At 59.3% G+C, this 15,519-nt stretch carries 12 protein-coding genes; 6 read left to right on the top strand and 6 right to left on the bottom strand.

Annotated features, from left to right (window positions below; all coding sequences use genetic code 11):
• Window positions 1–111: 111 nt before the first annotated feature.
• Together sppA and ABD833_RS07685 are read right to left on the bottom strand one after the other, a co-directional pair.
• Window positions 112–1,869 (bottom strand): signal peptide peptidase SppA, encoded by a 1,758-nt coding sequence (gene sppA / locus ABD833_RS07690; RefSeq protein ID WP_345072104.1) that lies wholly within the window; start codon window positions 1,867–1,869, stop codon window positions 112–114.
• A 510-nt stretch (window positions 1,870–2,379) separates the two neighbouring features.
• The gene (locus tag ABD833_RS07685; protein WP_345072103.1) at window positions 2,380–3,714 is read right to left on the bottom strand and encodes a replication-associated recombination protein A; all 1,335 of its coding nucleotides are present in this window, start codon (window positions 3,712–3,714) and stop codon (window positions 2,380–2,382) included.
• Window positions 3,715–3,846: 132 nt separating this feature from the next.
• Between ABD833_RS07685 and ABD833_RS07680 the strand changes: the two genes are divergently transcribed.
• Complete coding sequence (locus ABD833_RS07680) at window positions 3,847–4,779, top strand: DMT family transporter (protein ID WP_345072101.1); 933 nt, start codon at window positions 3,847–3,849, stop codon at window positions 4,777–4,779.
• Window positions 4,780–5,028: 249 nt separating this feature from the next.
• Here the strand turns inward: ABD833_RS07680 and lpdA are convergent, their stop codons facing one another.
• Window positions 5,029–6,423 (bottom strand): dihydrolipoyl dehydrogenase, encoded by a 1,395-nt coding sequence (gene lpdA, locus ABD833_RS07675; protein ID WP_345072100.1) that lies wholly within the window; start codon window positions 6,421–6,423, stop codon window positions 5,029–5,031.
• A gap of 238 nt (window positions 6,424–6,661) precedes the next feature.
• Between lpdA and ABD833_RS07670 the strand changes: the two genes are divergently transcribed.
• Window positions 6,662–7,321, top strand: coding sequence for a tetratricopeptide repeat protein (locus ABD833_RS07670; protein WP_345072099.1), 660 nt, complete (start codon window positions 6,662–6,664; stop codon window positions 7,319–7,321).
• A gap of 171 nt (window positions 7,322–7,492) precedes the next feature.
• Window positions 7,493–8,248 (top strand): tetratricopeptide repeat protein, encoded by a 756-nt coding sequence (locus tag ABD833_RS07665; RefSeq protein WP_345072097.1) that lies wholly within the window; start codon window positions 7,493–7,495, stop codon window positions 8,246–8,248.
• Window positions 8,249–8,317: 69 nt separating this feature from the next.
• On the opposite strand, the gene ABD833_RS07660 is transcribed toward ABD833_RS07665, so the two are convergent.
• The gene (locus ABD833_RS07660; RefSeq protein WP_345072096.1) at window positions 8,318–9,559 is read right to left on the bottom strand and encodes a geranylgeranyl reductase family protein; all 1,242 of its coding nucleotides are present in this window, start codon (window positions 9,557–9,559) and stop codon (window positions 8,318–8,320) included.
• A 252-nt stretch (window positions 9,560–9,811) separates the two neighbouring features.
• Here ABD833_RS07660 and fabG point away from each other — a divergent pair, with 252 nt between their 5' ends.
• From fabG to pta, 3 genes are all read left to right on the top strand, one after another.
• Complete coding sequence (fabG, locus tag ABD833_RS07655; protein WP_345072095.1) at window positions 9,812–10,561, top strand: 3-oxoacyl-[acyl-carrier-protein] reductase; 750 nt, start codon at window positions 9,812–9,814, stop codon at window positions 10,559–10,561.
• Window positions 10,562–10,856: 295 nt separating this feature from the next.
• A complete protein-coding gene (locus ABD833_RS07650) occupies window positions 10,857–11,426 on the top strand; it encodes a transposase (protein WP_345072094.1) in 570 nt (189 codons plus the stop codon).
• 418 nt (window positions 11,427–11,844) lie between these two features.
• Window positions 11,845–13,935 (top strand): phosphate acetyltransferase, encoded by a 2,091-nt coding sequence (gene pta / locus ABD833_RS07645; RefSeq protein WP_345072092.1) that lies wholly within the window; start codon window positions 11,845–11,847, stop codon window positions 13,933–13,935.
• A 308-nt stretch (window positions 13,936–14,243) separates the two neighbouring features.
• Here pta and ABD833_RS07640 read toward each other — a convergent pair whose 3' ends face one another.
• A complete protein-coding gene (locus tag ABD833_RS07640; RefSeq protein WP_345072090.1) occupies window positions 14,244–14,657 on the bottom strand; it encodes a hypothetical protein in 414 nt (137 codons plus the stop codon).
• Window positions 14,658–14,816: 159 nt separating this feature from the next.
• Window positions 14,817–15,308, bottom strand: coding sequence for a hypothetical protein (locus ABD833_RS07635; RefSeq protein WP_345072089.1), 492 nt, complete (start codon window positions 15,306–15,308; stop codon window positions 14,817–14,819).
• Window positions 15,309–15,519: the final 211 nt, after the last annotated feature.

Genomic DNA, 15,519 nt, shown 5'->3' with positions numbered 1-15,519 from the left:
ACACATCTTTTTGCCTGATTACCGCATCACCGTATTACCGTATTACCGTATTACCGCATTACCGCATTACCCCATCAGCACATTACCGCATTACCACATTAGCACATTAGACTACCGGATTGTCATTTCGAATGGCAGCCGGGCCTGCACGCCCTGCATAGTCGAAAGCTTCTTGTACTGCTCGTACATCGGGTAGAGCGGACCCAGCTCCTGCTGCACGAGACGCAGGCGGGCTTCGGCGCTGAAGCCGCTGAACAGGTTCTCCAGCATGCCCTTCTGGCGCGGCAGGCGCTGAATCCGGTAGTCGTCTTCTTTCAGGTTGGCCCGGCGGGCGGCAATGCGCATGGCGTCATCGAATGAGCCCAGCACGTCGACCAGCCCGCGCTCCTTGGCTTCGGCGCCCGACCAGACCCGGCCCGAGGCGAAACGGCGCAGCTGCTCCACGGGCATGTGGCGGCCCTTCGCGGCTTTGGTGGTGAAGTCGGCGTAGATGCGGTTTACCTCGTTCTGGAACTGCTGCTTCTCGAAGGCCGACAGCGGGCGGGTGATGGTGGGGAAGTCGGAAAACTTGCCCGTGTTCACCCGGTCGGTGGTGATGCCCAGCTTGTCGCGCAGCAACGGCTCGATATTGGGCAGCACGCCAAACACGCCGATGCTGCCGGTGATGGTGCTGGGCTGGGCCACGATGGTGTCGCAGGCCATGGCAATCATGTAGCCACCCGAAGCCGCCACGTCCGACATGGAGCAGATGATGGGCTTCACCTTCTTGGTCAGCGTCACTTCGCGGTAGATAATGTCGGAGGCCAGCGACGAGCCCCCGGGCGAGTTCACGCGCAGTACCACGGCTTTCACCTTGTCGTCGAGGCGGGCCTGGCGCAGCGCCTCGGCAAAGCGGGTGCTGCCAATACTGCTGTTGCTGCCCTTGCCCGTCACGATGTCGCCTTCGGCGTAGACCACGGCAATGCGGTTGCCGCTGGTGCTGCCTTCGTCGTCGTCCGATTTCTCGTAGTCGCTGAGGCTGAGCAGGCTGAGCTTTTTATCCCGGGCCACGCCAACTTTACCCTTCATAAAATCGAGGGCCTGATCGTAGTAGCCCAGGTTCGTGACGAGGCCGTAGCGCCTGGCGTCGGCGGCGTTGTGGACCAGGGTAGAGTCGTTGATGACTTTCAGGCGGGCCGGGGCAATCTTCCGGGAGGCGGCCACCCGGGCCAGCATAAAGTCGTTGAGCGAGTTCAGGAAAGAGGACGTCTGAAGACGGGCTGAATCCGACATGTTCTCGCGAAAGAAGGGCTCCACGGCACTCTTGAACGAGCCCACCCGGAAGATCTGGGCGTCGATGCCGGCCTTCTCAAACAGGTTTTTGTAGTACATCGTCTCCGAGCTGGCCCCGTTGAACTCCACCGTGCCCTGCGGATTGAGGTAGATGCGGTCGGCCACCGAGGCCAGGTAGTAGCTGCCTTCCGACTGCGCATCGGCGTAGGACACGATGAACTTGCCGGATTTTTTGAAGTCGAGCAGGGCATCCCGGATTTCTTCCAGCGAGGCGCGGCCGGCCTGCACCAGCTCCACGTTCAGGAAAATACCTTTGATGTCCCCGTCGCTTTTGGCCCGCCTGATGGTGGCCTTGATCTGGTCGAGCCCGATGTTATCGGCCTGGCTGCTGAAGAGCGCGCCCAGCGACTCGCGGCTTTCGCGCTCCGCCACGGGCTTTTCGAGCTTAATCTCCAGCACCGAATTCTGGGCTACCGTCACTGAGCTGTCGGAGCTGATGGCGGCCGCGGTCAGCCCGAGCAGTACCAGCACCGATACCACCCCGAAAAGTACCAGCCCGACGAGCGTAGCCAGCACGAATTTTAAAAACTGTCTCATAAATCGCTGATTTGCGCTGATTAGGCATGACTGCCGCTGATGCAGACGGCGCGGACACTGGTTTACTTTACCTGGAACAACTATCAGACGGCAAGTTATTGATTCAGGCTGCCTGATTTGTTAGTTGGCCTGACTTTTTACGCCGGGGCGGCTTCCCATCCGGGCATTGCACTACATTCAGCCGGGCAAACGGTGGAGTTCCCCAAGCAGAACGACAATCGTTGCCGGCCGGCCGGCGAAACTTGCCGCCCCAAACAGGCGGCAATTCGCCAGACCTGCGAAACCAGGCGGCCAACTACTCGCTTAGAAGCTGTCCGTCTGGTTTGGTCAGTCTGGTCAGTCTGATTCGGTCTGGTCAGTCTGGAGACTGACCGCGTGTCGGCGGCTGGAAGTCCTATTGCGCTGCGCGCCATTGTAAGACTTCCGCCAGTAGCCTTCCGCCAGGGTCTTGCCAGGCTTTTGCGCCGTTTGCATCCGCGGCATCCGCGCCTTGTCAGCGACAATCAGTGATTAGTAGCCGTACTTCGGGCCCCACCACTGCTTGAGACGCTCCTGAATTTTGGCTTCCGCCGGGTTGTGCCCCGGTTCGTAGAAGCGCTTGCCGCTCAGGGTGTCGGGCATAAATTCCTGCGCCGCGAAGCTGCCGTCGTAGTCGTGGGAGTACTGGTACTGGTCGCCGTAGCCGAGCTGCTTCATGAGCTGAGTGGGCGCGTTGCGCAGCGGAATGGGCACCGACTGCACGCCCTGCTGCCGCACCAGGGCCCGGGCTTCGCGGATGGCTTTGTAAGACGCGTTGCTCTTGGGCGAGGTAGCCAGGTACACCACCGTCTGCCCCAGAATAATGTCGCCCTCGGGCATGCCGATGACGGTGACGGCCTGAAAGCAGCTCTGGGCCAGCATCAGGGCGTTGGGGTTGGCCAGGCCTACGTCTTCGGAAGCCAGAATAAGCAGGCGGCGGGCAATGAACTTGGGGTCTTCGCCACCCTCCAGCATCACGGCCAGGTAGTAGAGCGCCGCGTTGGGGTCGGAGCCGCGGATGCTCTTGATAAAGGCGGAGACGACGTCGTAGTGCATTTCGCCCCCCTTGTCGTAGCGCGCCAGGTGCTGCTGGGCCAGCTGCTGCACCAGCTCGTCGGTCACCACCACTGCGCCCGTTTCAGCCTCCGGGGCCGCCGATTCGACCACGATTTCGAGCAGGTTGAGCAGCTTGCGGGCGTCGCCGCCCGAGATGGTGAGCAGGGCCCCGTAGTCCTGCATGCGCACTTTTTTCAGCCTGAGCACCTCGTCTTCGGCCAGCGCTTTATCGACGAGCTCAGTCAACACCTCCTTGCTCAGCGGCTCCAGCACGTACACCTGGGCCCGGCTCAGCACGGCCGGAATCACCTCAAACGAGGGGTTTTCGGTGGTAGCCCCGATGAGGGTAACGATGCCCTGCTCCACGGCCCCGAGCAGGGCATCCTGCTGGCTTTTGCTGAAGCGGTGAATTTCGTCGATGAACAGCACCGTGCCCCGCTGTTTTTTGGCCCGCTCAATGACTTCGCGCACGTCCTTCACGCCCGCATTCACGGCGCTGAGGGCGGCGAAGGGCTGTTTCAGCTCATTGGCCAGCAGGTGGGCCAGGGTGGTTTTGCCCACGCCGGGCGGCCCCCACAGAATGAGGGAGGGCAAACGACCGGCATTGAGGTAGCGCCGCAGTACGCCCGCGGGGCCGATGAGGTGCTGCTGCCCGGCATACTCGTCGAGGGTGCGGGGACGGCGACGCTCGGCCAGCGGCGCGCCGGGGCGGGTAGTCAGCAGCGCGCTGGGCGCAGATTCAGGGTCGTCGAACAGGGAGCCGGTAGCCATGGGGAAAGTCAGGATAGAACGGTAAAGGTACGGCGGCCCGAACACTACGGGGCCGGTCCGGCTGCGGTCCGTAACGCTTCCGCCGGTCGCGCCGTTCGTGGTCCTGCCCCCGGGCTGCTACCTTTGCCGCTGATGAAGAATTCCCTTAAAGTGCATGCCGCCTTGTTTCTGGTATCACTTATCTACGCGGCCAACTATAGCTTATCGAAGGATGTGATGCCCGCGTACATGGGTCCTTTCGGTATCGTGACGCTGCGGATTGTGGGGGCGGCCCTGTTTTTTGGGGTAGTCAGCCGGTTGGTAGCGCCCCAGGACCGCCTTATCGGCCGCGCCGATAACGTGCGGGCCATCATCTGCGGCATCACCGGAATCGGGGTGAACCAGCTGCTGTTTTTCTCGGGGCTGAACTACACCTCCCCCATCAATGCGTCCCTACTCCAGACAATTGCGCCTATCGTGGTGGTGCTGGCCTCGGCGGTGCTGCTGGGCGAGAAAATAACCCTGATGCGGGTGCTGGGCATTGGCGTGGGGGCCGTGGGGGCGGCCACCATTATTCTCAGCCGCGACGCGGGCGGTATTGCTTATCCCAACGCAACGCTGGGCAACATCCTCATTCTGCTCAATGCCACCGCCTTTGGCGTGTACCTGGTGCTGGTCACGCCGCTGATGCGCAAGTACCACCCGTTCACGGTGCTGGCCCGCATCTTCCTGGTGGGGACATTCGTGGCCGTACCCTTCGGCTGGCGCGAAACCCTGGCCACGAACTACGCCGGCTTCCCGACTTACATCTGGGCCGAAATCGTGTACATGGTGGTCTGCCTCACCATTCTGGCCTACCTGCTCAACAACTGGGCGCTGAAGTATGCTTCCCCGGCCCTGCTGGGCGTCTACATCTACCTGCAGCCGGTGCTGGCGGTCATCATTGCCGTGGCTTTGGGCAAAGACCACTTCACCCCGGCCCGCGCCGGGCAGGCCCTGCTGATTTTCGCGGGTGTGTGGCTGGTGAGCCGCAAGCCGAAAGGGGCCCCGGCTGCTGCCGTGCCCCTGGAGCCGGTGCAGGATTGAGGGGGCCTGGAAATCCCTACGGGCGTTAAGCATTTGGTCGGTTGCGGCCTCAAAAAACATTCTCAACGTTGCCGGAAACCGCCTATGTTACATTGAGCAAGCGGTGTATTCTACCAACCTGTCGCCGCGCTGCGGCTTGCCCGAAGCTCAGCTACTTCTTCTCACTATATGAGCCATGCCAACCGATAAAAGCAAGGCCCGCTGCGGATGCAGCGGGCCTTGCTTTTATCGGTTGGCAGTTGAAAAACCTTACAGGTGAATCACCTCCCCGTAGGCCGCGGCGGCGGCTTCCATAATGGCTTCCGACATGGTCGGGTGCGGGTGCACGGACTTGATGATTTCGTGGCCGGTGGTTTCGAGCTTGCGGGCCACGACTACCTCGGCAATCATTTCCGTCACGTTGGCCCCGATCATGTGGGCGCCGAGCCACTCGCCGTACTTCTTGTCGAAGATGACTTTCACGAAGCCATCCTTGGTGCCGGCGGCGGAAGCTTTGCCGGAGGCCGAGAAGGGAAACTTGCCCACCAGTACGTCGTAACCCTGTTTTTTGGCTTCAGCTTCGGTGAGGCCCACCGAGGCAATTTCGGGCTGGGCGTAGGTACAGCCGGGAATGTTCTGGTAGTTCAGCGGCTCGGGGTGGTGGCCCGTAATCTGCTCGACGCAGATAATACCCTCGGCCGAGGCCACGTGGGCCAGCGCCGGGCCGGGCACAATATCACCGATGGCGTAGATGCCGGGTACGTTGGTCTGGTAGAAATCATCGACCACCAGCCGTCCCTTCTCCACCTTGATACCCAGCTCTTCGAGGCCCAGGTTTTCGAGGTTGGGGGTCACGCCCACGGCGCTCAGCACCACGTCGCAATCGATCTGCTGGTCGCCTTTGGCCGTTTTCACGGTCACCTTGCAGCCGTCGCCGGCCGTGTCCACGCTGGTTACCTCGGCGCTGGTGAGGATGTTGATGCCGATTTTCCGGAACGACTTCTCCATCTGCCGCGACACTTCCTCGTCCTCTACCGGCACGATGCGGGGCAGGAACTCCACGATGGTGACCTCGGTGCCCATGGTGCGGTAGAAATAGGCAAACTCGACGCCGATAGCCCCCGAGCCGACTATCACCATGCGCTTGGGCAGGCTCTCCATGGTCATGGCTTTGCGGTAGCCGATGATTTTCACGTCGTCGATGGGCAGGTTGGGCAGCTCGCGCGAGCGGGTTCCGGTAGCCAGGATGATGTGCTTGGCCTCGACGGTTTCCTTGGTGCCGTCGGCCCGGGTTACTTCCACCTGGCCGGGGGCCAACAGCTTGCCGGTACCGAGGACGGTTTCAATCTTATTTTTCTTGAACAGGAAGTTGATGCCCTTGCTCATGCCATCGGCTACGCCGCGGCTGCGCTTCACCACGGCCGTGAAGTCGAAGCTCAGCTCCCCGGCTTTCAGGCCGTAGTCCTGGGCGTGCTGGAGGTATTCGTACACCTGGGCACTTTTGAGCAGGGCTTTGGTCGGGATACAGCCCCAGTTGAGGCAGATGCCACCGAGCGACTCCCGCTCGACCACCCCTACTTTCAGTCCAAGCTGGGAAGCCCGGATTGCAGCTACGTAGCCCCCGGGGCCGCTGCCAATTACGACCAGATCGAATTGCGATGCCATATTAAATTTGTGTTTTTGTTGGATTTTTTCATCCTTTGCTAAACCAAAAATTCAATTTATTCTTGGCTGAGTCAAAGTAAGCTGAGATGGTAGGCCTGAGTTATTCCGGTTTGAATGGGTAAAGATAAGCACCGAATCCATCTTCCGGCTCCAGGCCAAAGTTTCGCTCCACCTGCTGTAATCAGATTTCCGGCCCCGGCTTTCTGCTATTTCCAACCCGTATTTACCCCCATCGGTTATGAAAAATCTTTGCGCTTTACTCCTTTGCGGTGCGCTAACCCTGTCGGTTGCCCACGCCCAGCAAACCCTTACTGATCCGACGGCGTCTGCGGTAGTTGCGGCGGGCTCCGAGAGTAACTCGGCCGCCCCGGCCGCCGCCCGGGTTCTCTCCCGTAGCGAGTATAAAGCCCAGCTGCGGGTGGCCAAAGAAACGCTGAAAGCCAACCCGCGCGATGCGGAAGCACTGTTAAAGCGAGCTCAGGCTGCTGCCGCTTTGAAGGACTACCAGGATGCAGTAGCGGATTATTCCACCCTGATTAGAATGCAGCCGACCAACGCCGGACTTTACTTTGAGCGCGGCATGACCCAGCTGCACGACGACCAGCTTGCCCGCGCCATTGCCGATTTCACCAAAGCCCTCCGGCTCAGCCCCACGCACCAGGCCAGTCTGCTCTACCGGGGCGTGGCGAAAATGCAGCTGCTGAACTACAAGTCCGCCATCACCGATTTCAGCCAGCTCATCCAGCTCGACGCCAACAATGCCGAAGCGTATGAGTACCGGGGCATCTGCTATTCAGAATCCAACCAGGAAAAACGCGCCATGCCGGATCTGGAAAGAGCGGCGGAGCTTAAACCGGCGGCGGCTAAAACCCTGAAGCGCTACCGCACCGATAAATAGCTTGCCCATCCTGAATTACTTAGCTTCCCGGCCGTTTTGGTCGGGAAGCTTTTTTTATGCCCGGGGCAACTCTCCGGGGCGCTTCACGTCTTACACGCTGACCGGCGGTGCCTGACCATACCAGCGGCTGTTATCCTTCACCTTCCCTCTGACTTTCTGCACGTTATCCCGATGAATAACCTGTTTACCACTCGCTTACTGGCTGGCGCGGTTTTGCTCCTGGTTACCACCCAATGTGCAACTACGGTGGAGAAAGACAGTCCCGGTTCCCGCCGGGCGGTGGCCAGTACGCCCGCTGCAATGCCTGCCAGTCCGACTCCGGCCCCGGTCGGCACCGCTACGCCCACGGCTACGACTCCCGTTCCTCCTTCCCCTGTTTCGACGGTACCAGCAGTAGTGGAACCCGCCGCCCGCAAAAGCAACGCCGACTACAAAGCCGAAATCCGGGCGGCAGACGCGATGCTCCAGGCGGCTCCGCGCAACGTGAATGCGCTGCTCGTACGGGCCAAGGCCAAAAGTCACCTTAAGGATTATAAAGAAGCTATTGTTGACTACAACACGTTGCTGCGCATCAAGCCAACCAATGCCGAGGCCTACTATAACCGCGGCCTGACGCGCCTGAAGCTGAAGGAGTACCCGCCCGCCATCAGCGACTTTTCCAAGTCCTTGAAGTACAACCCCACCGATAAAGAAGCTTTCTTTGGGCGCGGGGCGGCGAAGATGCAGATGTTCAACTTCAGCAGCGCCATTCCCGATTTCACCAAGGCCATTGTCATCGACTCGGTGTATGCCGATGCGTTCGAGTACCGCGGTATCTGCTACTCTTCCATCAACAAGCCCAAGCTCGCCCGCCCCGACCTGGAAAAAGCGGCCAGGCTGAACCCCGAAGCCGCCAAAAGCCTGCGCCGCTACGCCGGAGACAAGTAACCGGTTATTCAGTTAGCCGGTCATTGCTTCGGCTCTGCTTTATGCGCAGAATGCTCGCAATGACCGGCTTTATTTCCCCCCAAACAGCAGCTTGACGTAAAAGCTGGGCTGACGGAGCCGCTCGCGCATATCCAGGTCCATGAACATGCTGGACAGGGTTTCGGCCAGGGTGGGGTTGTTGACGGCGCGGTTGGCAATGAAGTTGAACAGCGTGGGGAAGTTCAGCAGGCGCTGCATGGCCCGACTCAGGCGCAGCTCCTGGCCCAGCCGCCGGTACACGGCCGCGTCGTACTGCTTCAGGAAAACGGGCGAGAAATCGTGGGCCGCCACGGCCTGCGCGGCCCAGTCGGCGGCATGGCGGCCCGAGACCATGGCGTGGCTGATGCCTTCGCCGCTGAAGGGGTCGATGAGGGAGCCCGCGTCGCCGAGCAGCAGATACGCTTCGCCGGATAGGGAGCGGCGCTTGGAGCCCAGCGGCAGGCCGAAGCCGCGCACGGGGCCCAGCCGGGTAGCGCCGGCAAACCGCTCTTTCAGAGCCGGGTGAGTGGCCAGCATGTCGGCCAGCCGCTCCCGCAGGTTCACCTTCTTCGCCGACACGGCCCTGGTCAGCATGCCCACGCCCACGTTGGCCTGACCGTTGGGCAGCGGAAACACCCACAGGTAGCCGGGCAAAAAGTCCTTGATGAAGTGCAGCTCGATAAAGTTGTCGGGGCTCAGGCCCGTCACGCCGTCGTAGTAGGCCCGCAGGCCGGCGCAGTGGTGGTCGGGTTCCAAGGCGTGGCCGGCAATCTGCCGGGCAAAGGCCGACTGGGCGCCGTTGGCTACCAGCAGGATTCCGGCCGTGGCTACTTCGGTGCCATCCGCCGTGCGCAGCCGCCAGCGGCCGTCGGGCAGCCGCTCATGCTGGGTGATGTCGATACCTTCGCGGAAGTCGATTTCGGGACGGCAGCGCACTTCCTGCACCAGGAAATCGTCGAAGTCGATGCGCTTGGCGATGTGGCCGGCGGCGGCATCCCGGGTTTTGTCGAAGTCGGGCCTGAAGGGAATGGCGAGGCGGCGGCCGTTGGGTGCGAAAAAATCGATGCCCCAGCTGGGCACCTGCGTGGGCGCGGCATTCAGCCGGGCGGGCATGTCGGCCCCGATGCGGCGCAGCTCGTTGATGACTTTGCCACTCAGGGCATCGCCGCACACTTTGTCGCGGGGGAAGGTGGCGCGGTCGAGCAGCAGGCAGCGGTGGCCGGCATTGGCCAGGTGCAGCGCCGCCGTGGCCCCGCCCGGTCCGGCCCCCAGAATACAGATATCGACTTCCACTGACTGGTTTTTGGTTGGTCGTTTTTGGTTTTTGGCTTCTGTCTATGCCGGTAACCGGCAACGAAGATGGGGACTTGTCGGCGGCATTCAGTCTTTAACGCGGCTTCAGGCGCAAAAAACCAAAACAACTTCTATAAACCAGCCGTCATTTCCCGCAGAGGTGCGCGGAGGTTGCGCCGGGGAACGCAGAGCGCGGATGGGTCTAAAAACCAAAAACCACCCACCAAAAACCAAAAAACCTATCTTCGCCCCATGACAAAACTGCTCGACGGAAAAACGGCCCTCATCACGGGTGCTTCCAAAGGAATCGGCCGCGCCATTGCGGTGCATTTCGCCCAGCTCGGGGCCAACGTAGCCTTCACCTACCTTTCCAGCGTGGAAAAAGGCGAGGCGCTGGAACAGGAGCTGGCCGCCCACGGCACCAAGGTAAAAGGCTTCCGCTCCGACGCCGCCGACTACGCCCAGGCCGAAAAGCTGGTGGAAGACGTAGTAGCCGAGTTCGGCCGGCTGGATATTCTGGTCAACAACGCCGGCATCACCCAGGATGGGCTGCTGATGCGCATGAGCGAAAACCAGTGGGACCAGGTGCTGGCCGTGAACCTCAAATCGGTATTCAACCTCACCAAAGCGGCCACCAAGCCGATGATGCGCGCCAAAGCCGGCTCCATCATCAACATGAGCTCGGTGGTGGGCGTGAAAGGCAACGCGGGCCAGAGCAACTACGCCGCCTCCAAGGCCGGCATCATCGGCTTCACCAAGTCGGTGGCCCTGGAGCTGGGCTCGCGCAACATCCGCTGCAACGCCGTTGCCCCCGGCTTCATCGAAACCGAGATGACCGATGCCCTCGACCCCAAGCAGGTAGACGAGTGGCGCAAAGCTATTCCGCTGCGCCGCGGCGGCACCCCCGAAGACGTAGCCAAAGCCACCGCCTTCCTGGCCTCCGACGACTCGGCCTACATCACCGGCCAGGTGCTGCAGGTTGACGGCGGCATGCTGACGTAGGCGTATTCAGCCACGTAAAATCGTTGTCATCCTGAGCTTGCGCATCCTCCTGTTTCTGCTCCCGCTGCTATGCCCGCTATTTCCCCGCTTAGGATGTCGGAGAGCCGGAAGTTGATAATGGTGCGGTAGTACTCCGGTCCGGCGGCTTTTTCCAGCCGTCGGGCCGGTCGTCGTATGAACGACGCTGGTAACTCGACATTGATAGCCCCGCCGAGGTAAACAACATCAGCTTACTTCGACCGGCCCGACGGCTGAAAAAAGCCGCCGGACCGGGGCCGCTGGTTATCTTCCGGCTATGGAATTTGTACCGCACCAGCCGTACCACGTCTATAGCCGTGGCAACAATCGGGAGCTGATATTCTTCGAGCCCGGCAATTATTTGTATTTCCTTCGAAAGCTGCGCCAGCAGGTTATGCCGCACGCCCAGGTGCTGGCCTACTGCCTGATGCCAAACCATTTTCATCTGCTGCTGTGCCCATCAGCAACCGCCCAGGCAACGCACCCGCTGAACGTCGCCCTTGGCACGGCATTGAGCTCCTACACGCAGGGCGTAAACCGGGACCGACAGCGAACCGGCGCGCTATTCCAAGCCAAAACCAAAGCGCAGGCCCTGGAATCCAATGAAAATTATCTGCGCATCTGCTTCCACTATATTCATCAAAACCCGGTGCGCGCCGGGCTGGTAAGCCGACTGGAAGACTGGCCTTACTCTTCCTACCGCGACTATGCCGGCCTGCGCAATGGCACGCTCTGTAACCAGACTACAGCACATGCGCTGCTGGATTTGCCAACTACAACTGCGTTATTTCGGCGGGAAGCAGAGGGCATGATACCCACCGACTACGTAGCCGGCTGGAAGACTTAGCGGTATATCCCCCCGGTCCGGCGGCTTTTTTCAGCCGTCGGGCCGGTCGCCGCCAGCTGATGTTGTTTACCTCGGCGGTGTCACCGATGGCGGGCCATCAGAGGCAAACAATCGGTATGCTCCCGGTCCGGCGGCTTTTTCCAGCCGTCGGGCCGGTCGCCGCCAGCTGATGTTGTTTGCCTCGGCGGTGTCACCGATGGCGGGCTGTTTTGGTATCGTGCACACGACGACCGGCCCGACGGCTGGAAAAAGCCGCCGGACCGGAACGCACACTGTTAGCGGAACTACTACAGTTGCGTCGGGCTGACCGCGTCGTGCACACGGCGACCGGCCCGACGGCTGGAAAAAGCCGCCGGACCGGAAACTACGCATCTACCCTGCGTCTCAGCCGTAAGCAAGCCCAAACATTCTAAGACCCATGAGCAAAGCCGTTTTCATTGCCACCGCCGAGCCCTACAGCGGCAAATCCGTCGTGACGCTGGGCCTGGTGCATCTGCTGCTGAGCCAGGCGCAGCGGGTCGGCTACTTCAAGCCCATCATCACCCCGCTCGCCGACGGCCGGCCCGATGCCCACATTGAAACCGTGCTGCAGCACTTCCAGCTGCCGCTGGCCTACCCCGACACCTTTGCCACCACCGGCCAGGAAGCCCTGCACCTGACCGAAACCGGCCGCGTCGGGGAGCTGCTCGACACTATCATCCACCGCTTCAAGCAGCTCGAAGCGGCCCACGATTTCGTGGTGGTGGAAGGCACCGACTTCGTGGGTACCGGCCTGGCCCTGGAGCTGGACCTCAACTGGCAGGTGGCCCGCAACCTCAGCATTCCGACTATTCTGCTGATTTCGGGCCTCGACAAAACCGTGGAGCAGGTGGTGAACATGGCCCTTTCCATCCGCCGCGACGCCCTCGACAGTGAGGTGCAGGTGCTGGCGCTGGTGCTCAACCGCGTGGCTCCCGAACAGGCCGACGAAGTGCGTGCCCGCCTCCAGGACCAGCTGCCACCCGCCACCCAGTTGGCCGTGATACCGGAAAACCAGGCCCTGCGCAGCCCCACCATGCAGGAAATCTACGACCAGCTGGGCGGCGAGCTGCTGTTCGGGGCCGACCAGCTCACCAACCCCGTCGACCACTTCATCAACGGCTCGATGCAGGTGCCCAACTTCCTGCGCCGCCTCGAAGAAAACGTGCTCATCGTGACGCCCGGTGACCGGGCCGACCTCATTCTAAGTGCCCTGCAGGCCAATATGTCGGCCAACTACCCGCGCGTGGCGGGGCTGGTGCTCACCAGCGGCTACCGGCCCGAAGAATCGGTGCTGCGCCTGATTGAGGGGCTGCCCGTGGCCGTGCCCATTTTGCTCGTCGAGTCGGGCACGTTCCAGACCACCACCCGCATTGGTGGCATTCAGGCGCGCATCGGGCCGGGGCAGGCCAAGAAGATCCGGCTGGCCATCCAGACCTTTGAGCGCCACCTCGATACGGCGCGGCTGCTGGAGCAGCTCAGCACGTTTGCGCCCCGCGGCCTCACGCCGCACATGTTTCAGTACCAGCTGCTGCAGTGGGCGCGCAGCCAGCGCAAGCACATTGTGCTGCCCGAAGGCAACGACGACCGGATTCTGCGCGCCGCGGCCCGCCTGCTGGAGCAGGACGTGGTGCGCCTCACCATCCTCGGCGACCCGGCCCGGATTCTGGCCGCCGCCAAGCGCCTCGGCCGCCCCCTCGACCCGCAGCGCGTACAGCTGCTGGACCCGGCCCACTCCGAGCTGTTCCCGGACTTCGCCGAAACGCTGTTTGCGCTGCGCCGCAGCAAGGGCGTGACCCTGGAAATGGCCCGCGACCTGATGACCGACGTGTCGTATTTCGGCTCGATGATGGTGTATAAAGGCCTGGCCGACGGCATGGTGTCGGGGGCGGTACACACCACGCAGCACACCATCCGGCCGGCGCTGCAGTTCATCAAAACCAAGCCGGGCGTGTCGGTGGTGTCGTCGGTGTTTTTTATGTGCCTGCCGGATCGGGTGGCCGTGTTCGGCGACTGTGCCGTGAACCCCAACCCCACGGCCGAGCAGCTGGCCGAAATTGCCATTTCCTCCGCCGACAGCAGCCGGCGCTTCGGCATCGAGCCGCGGGTGGCCATGCTCTCCTACTCCTCGGGCACCTCCGGTGAAGGCGCCGACGTGGACAAAGTGCGCGCCGCCACCCTGCTCGTGCGCCAGCTCCGCCCCGATTTGCTCGTGGAAGGCCCCATCCAGTACGATGCTGCCGTCGACCCCGCCGTGGGCCAGCAGAAACTGCCCGGCTCACCCGTAGCCGGCCAGGCCAGTGTGCTCATCTTCCCCGACCTCAACACCGGCAACAACACCTACAAAGCCGTCCAGCGCGAAACCGGGGCGTTGGCTATCGGGCCCATGCTGCAAGGGTTAAACAAGCCGGTAAACGACCTGAGTCGTGGCTGTACCGTGGACGACATCTACAACACGGTGCTGTTGACGGCCATTCAGGCCCAAGGGTAGAGCCGGGGCAGACACAAAAAACAGCCGCTGCACCATCAGAAGCAGCGGCTATTTTGCTTTAAAGCACAGCTAACGGACACGGCTTGGCGATGTGGCGATATTTGAAAATCGTCAGCCCGTAACCGATGCTAAATTTATAAATAAAAGTTCATTGTTTATCCTATTGCTTGGCGTTATTCGTCGGCTGGAACTAAAGCCAATTAGCGAACAAAAAGTTGCGAATATATTCGTCGCCCCGCCATATTGCCAAACCGAATGTTACCTGCGGGCGGTAAATTGTAGAGTTCCTTGCATCTTTGAAAACACTTTTATTCATCAACTATGTAAGTCGGATAGAAGTCAAAAGTCTTAAAGATTTCATCTAAGTCGATTTTACAGTCTTTTGGTAAATTGACTGTTGCGATACCTCCAAAGTCCACTTGCCAAAAACCACCTTGTTTTATTATTTCGTCACCCAATAGCCTATATTCCGATTGGTTAAATTGAGAAGTCAGGAAGAAGCGTTTTGTGATATAGTCAGAGTCCTTTACAATTCTAATAATTTCATGCTTGCCGTCTTTGTTGATACGAATTTCAAATTCAGTTCCCAATGTCAAACGGCAATTGAATAGTTCGTTTTCAACAGCACGGAAAATATTGTCTGAAACTTTGTGCACGTATATGCTTGTCGACATTTTTTGTCGCTTGTCGTAGATTTCTATTTGAATAGGATTGTCTTGCATAGTTCGGTCGTGTAGCTTGCAGGTAACGGTTTGCAGCTACAAGAAGGGCGGGACCTTCACCACAAAACTTGATTTGAAAAACTAAACTTCCATTAACCACAAAACTGTCTTTGGAACACGAAACCCCGCCTTTTGGGTAGGTGCTGTTAGTGGCTGGTTTTATTTCCATTTCTCCATTTCGTTTATAAGTGTCATTCTCTCATTTTTGTTTAAATCATTAAATACTTTTACTGTTTTTCCATTATAGTCAAATAGAATTTGTCCGACAATATGTCCAAACAGAACTTTACGATTTAGCCCAATATTGAGCTGGATTTTGTCAAACAATGATAAACTGTCTTCGTCTGTTGCTTGTCTAATATTTTTCACCACTTCTAATGAATAGACTTTGGGTTTGACTATGAATGTCCCTCTTTTTGCTAGTGTTAAACTTCCATTTTCAATAGTCATTTCTTGTCTCCCGTTTATTAACCATAAAAATTGCCGAAGTCCTATTAGTCCAACAATAAAATGAATAACAAAAAAGACAATTACAAAATCAACGGTTATTTCATTTTTGCCATTCATTGCCTCAATTAGTCCTGAGAACAAAAGTCCGGAAGAAAAGAACGTAAACAATAATGCAATGAATGTATTTTTCGAGGTATTCATCGAATAGAGTTTATTCGGTGTCGAAATACAATCAAACTTCTTTCGATTGAGTCCGATGTTAAAAAGTCGGCTATACTGATACTGAAAATTTAAGATTGCGTTCTTCATTTTGGTTCTACTGTGTCGTCTGGTAAACTTGCCACTAACGGTACGGCTTGGCGATGTGGCGGTATTTGAAAATCGTCACCCCGTAACCGCTGCTGAATAAAGT

It is taken from the genome of Hymenobacter fastidiosus, from assembly GCF_039539565.1.
In the GTDB taxonomy this organism is placed as follows: domain Bacteria; phylum Bacteroidota; class Bacteroidia; order Cytophagales; family Hymenobacteraceae; genus Hymenobacter; species Hymenobacter fastidiosus.
This window is presented reverse-complemented; position numbering and strand designations above follow the sequence as displayed.

Coding starts and splice junctions, on each gene's coding strand:
- sppA (WP_345072104.1), bottom strand. CDS start 1,869: ATGAGACAGTTTTTAAAATTCGTGCTGGCTACGCTCGTCGGGCTGGTA.
- ABD833_RS07685 (WP_345072103.1), bottom strand. CDS start 3,714: ATGGCTACCGGCTCCCTGTTCGACGACCCTGAATCTGCGCCCAGCGCG.
- ABD833_RS07680 (WP_345072101.1), top strand. CDS start 3,847: ATGAAGAATTCCCTTAAAGTGCATGCCGCCTTGTTTCTGGTATCACTT.
- lpdA (WP_345072100.1), bottom strand. CDS start 6,423: ATGGCATCGCAATTCGATCTGGTCGTAATTGGCAGCGGCCCCGGGGGC.
- ABD833_RS07670 (WP_345072099.1), top strand. CDS start 6,662: ATGAAAAATCTTTGCGCTTTACTCCTTTGCGGTGCGCTAACCCTGTCG.
- ABD833_RS07665 (WP_345072097.1), top strand. CDS start 7,493: ATGAATAACCTGTTTACCACTCGCTTACTGGCTGGCGCGGTTTTGCTC.
- fabG (WP_345072095.1), top strand. CDS start 9,812: ATGACAAAACTGCTCGACGGAAAAACGGCCCTCATCACGGGTGCTTCC.
- ABD833_RS07650 (WP_345072094.1), top strand. CDS start 10,857: ATGGAATTTGTACCGCACCAGCCGTACCACGTCTATAGCCGTGGCAAC.
- pta (WP_345072092.1), top strand. CDS start 11,845: ATGAGCAAAGCCGTTTTCATTGCCACCGCCGAGCCCTACAGCGGCAAA.
- ABD833_RS07640 (WP_345072090.1), bottom strand. CDS start 14,657: ATGCAAGACAATCCTATTCAAATAGAAATCTACGACAAGCGACAAAAA.
- ABD833_RS07635 (WP_345072089.1), bottom strand. CDS start 15,308: ATGAATACCTCGAAAAATACATTCATTGCATTATTGTTTACGTTCTTT.